Below are 3,574 nucleotides of genomic sequence, written 5' to 3'. Positions count from 1 at the left end.
TCACAAAAGTAAAAAAACGTAACCAGTTAATATAAAAACGCAATAGATTGTCGGCGGTGACCTGTGCCAAAAAGTGTTTCACATTCACAAATGAAATCGGAGACCTGATTGGAATGCGTAAAAATATAATTCAAAATCGGCATGACGAATATCACAAATTAACACGGGGTGAGCGTATTGGTTATGGGATGGGTGACTTTGCGCAGAACCTTGTATTCGGTACGATTGGCGGTTTTCTCGCGCTACACATGCTGACGGTAAATACCATTAGTACGGCAACGGCTGGATTTATATTTCTTTTTGTTCGTATCGTTAACGTTTTTTGGGATCCGATGGTCGGAACCTATGTTGATAAAAGAAGTTCAGCGGCAGGTAAATATCGCCCATGGCTTTTAAGAGCCGGTATTCCGCTTGTTATTCTTTCCGCATTGCTGTTCGCCCCTATCCCTGGGGTTCGGGGTTCTGTTCCCTTTGCGTTTATTATTTATTTAGCGCTGGACCTGGTGTATTCAGTGGTTAATATTCCTTATGGTTCTCTTAACGCCTCGTTGACGCGAGATCCGGAGTCCATTGATAAACTCACCAGTACCCGCATGATGCTGGCAAACAGCGCTAACCTGCTAGTCTATACGCTGTTCCCGATGTTTGTACAAATGGCGTCACCCAAAGACAGAAGCCTCAAAGACACGGGTTTTTTTGGTCTTGAACTTAATATGGGTAACTATACCGATCCATCCGCGAATTATGCATGGTTTGGCGTATACTCCATTTATATGATAATTGGCGCAGTGGCACTTTTCGTCTGCTACAAATTCACTAAAGAGCGTGTTGTCGCGACGGCGGAACAAACCGCTAACGTGAAAACAACCGATCTCTTCCTTGAGCTGAAAAATAACCGACCTCTGGTCATTCTCGGTCTGTTCTTCATGCTGGCCTTTACCTTTATGTTCTTTATGAACACGGTCAATGGTTTCTTTAATCAGTTTGTTGTTGGTCATTCAGAATGGATGGGCGCAATTGGTCTTGTCGCCTCAATTCCCGGTATTATCTTCCCTATTTTCTGGTCCAGACTGAAGCGCATTTTTGGTAAAAAAGGGTTCTTCCATCTTTTCCTTGGCATGTTTATCGTCGGTGAATTATTGACCTACGTTTGGTCACGTGAAGGAATGCATGATGCGCTTTGGCTGGCTTACATCGCGACATTTATCAAACAATGGGGCTTAACTTCGGCCACGGGTTTCATGTGGGCACTGGTTCCTGAAGTGATTGCGTATGGCGAATTAAAATCAGGGAAGCGCAACGCCGCAATTATTAATGCGATTATGGGCCTGTTCTTCAAGATTGGTTTTACGATTGGCGGCGCGATTCCATTGTGGTTACTGGCGGCATATGGCTTTAGCGAAACCGGAGCACAGCAAAGTGCCAGTGCTATCGATGGCATTATTATGACAGCCGTGTGGATCCCTATTATTTTGGCGATTGTGTCGATGATCATTATTCAGCTTTACCCTATCTCAGACAAAAATGTCACCGAGATCAACCGTCAGCTTGATGAGATACGGGTATAGTTTAAAAAATTATTCGATTTGTGAAAGATTTAAAATAAATAATTATAGAAAGGTAGAATGATATGGCCATTATTCAAAACCCTGTATTACCTGGATTCAATGCGGATCCCAGCATTATCCGCGTTGGTGAAACCTACTATATTGCAAACTCTACATTTGAGTGGTTCCCTGGCGTTCGCTTACACGAGTCAAAGGATCTGCAAAACTGGAATCTTCTCCCCAGTCCGTTATCGACAACCACGCTTTTGGATATGAAGGGCAACCCTTCATCCGGTGGGATTTGGGCTCCGGCGCTCTCTTATGCTGACGGCAAATTCTGGCTAGTGTATACGGATGTGAAAATCACAGAAGGCGCCTTTAAAGACATGACCAACTACCTGACCACCGCGACGGATATCCGTGGCCCATGGTCAGACCCCATTAAACTGAATGGCGTTGGTTTTGATGCTTCATTGTTCCATGATGATGATGGGCGCAAATATATTGTTCAACAAACCTGGGATCACCGTGAATATCACCATCCATTCAATGGCATTACGTTAACGGAGCTTGACACCAGGACCTTAAAATTAAAACCAGAAACCGCACGAACGCTCTATCGCGGTACCGCTGTGGCACTGGTTGAAGGGCCGCATCTCTATAAACGAGACGGTTATTACTATCTTTTCGCCGCTCAGGGCGGGACGGTGTTTACCCATCAGGAAGTGGTTGCCCGTTCAAAAACGCTGGATGCCCACAGTTTTGAAACTGCGCCTGGCGAGGTGTTCATCACTAACGTCGATACACCAGACAGTTACATTCAAAAGCAAGGGCATGGCGCTTTGGTTTCAACGCCTGGTGGTGAATGGTACTACGCCTCGCTCTGCGCCCGTCCGTGGAATCGCCCTGGTGAGTCGATTTACGACCCGCGCGGCTGGTCAACGCTGGGCAGAGAGACATCGATTCAAAAAGTGTACTGGGATGAAGAAGGCTGGCCGCGTGTCGAAGGGGGGCACGGTGGAAAAACCTTCGTTGAAGGGCCAAAGGATGCCATTTACACCGAAAGCGCCAAAGATCATAGCCAGTATGATGCCTTTACCTCATCGACGCTCGATCACAACTGGAATACGCTTCGCGTTCCGTTTAACGAAAAGATGGGCACGACCGGCGAAGGTAAATTGACATTAATAGGTCAAGGCTCGTTAGCCAATACCCATGACCTGTCGCTCATTGCCCGACGCTGGCAAGCCTTCTATTTTGATGCGCAAGTTAAGGTTAAATTTAATCCATTTAGCTATCAACAGATGGCTGGGTTAACAAACTACTACAACGATCGTCATTGGAGTTTTGTTTTCATCACCTGGAATGAAATTAATGGCTCGGTCATTGAAGTTGGTGAGAATAACCGTGGAAAATATACATCTTATTTAAAAGATGATGCGATCAAAATTCCGGAAGGTACTGAGTATGTCTGGTTCCGCACGAAGGTTCGGAAACAAACCTATAGCTATGAATATAGTTTTGACGGCACTCATTTCACTGAAATTCCTGTCACATTAGATGCTGCAATACTGTCAGACGATTACGTCCTGCAAAGCTATGGCGGGTTCTTTACCGGAGCCTTCGTTGGCCTGGCAGCCGTCGACTATTCTGGTTATGAAGTCAGTGCCGATTTTTATGATTTCTCCTATCAGGAACTGGGTGACACGTTAACCTCCGCGGGCATTTATAGCTGGGAGGCTAGCGAACGACGCTGAGCTTAACGGCAGATTAGTGAATGTAAATTGTTCACTGATAGTCTTGTGTAAGAGGCGGTAGCTGATACAGCGACCGCCTCGCATCAGGATGTGATAGATAGCGCCAGCACATTGCCAGGCGTGACGATGAAATACCGCAAGTTGTATTTTCCCTTATGGTCGAAATATCGAAATGACATCAGTCATTTGGTTAATACGCATAGTGTCATAATAGATTATTTGTCTATGGCTAAATTTTAATTATCCAGAATATGGAGGATTCATTACGTC

2 protein-coding genes are annotated in these 3,574 nt (G+C 45.4%); both read left to right on the top strand.

Annotated features, from left to right (window positions below):
• Positions 1-128: 128 nt before the first annotated feature.
• On the top strand, positions 129-1,568 hold the full coding sequence (locus NNN71_RS24095) for an MFS transporter (RefSeq protein ID WP_163446091.1): 1,440 nt from the start codon (positions 129-131) through the stop codon (positions 1,566-1,568).
• Between the two features lie 62 nt (positions 1,569-1,630).
• Entirely contained in the window at positions 1,631-3,304 is a 1,674-nt protein-coding gene (locus tag NNN71_RS24090; protein WP_223803887.1) for a glycoside hydrolase family 43 protein, read from the top strand.
• The last annotated feature ends 270 nt before the right edge of the window (positions 3,305-3,574 follow it).

Origin of the sequence: Kluyvera sp. Awk 3, from assembly GCF_028069715.1 — a bacterium.
In the GTDB taxonomy this organism is placed as follows: Bacteria; Pseudomonadota; Gammaproteobacteria; order Enterobacterales; family Enterobacteriaceae; genus Kluyvera; species Kluyvera georgiana_A.
Note: the sequence above shows the minus strand (reverse complement) of the source record. Positions and strands in the feature narration are given on the sequence as shown.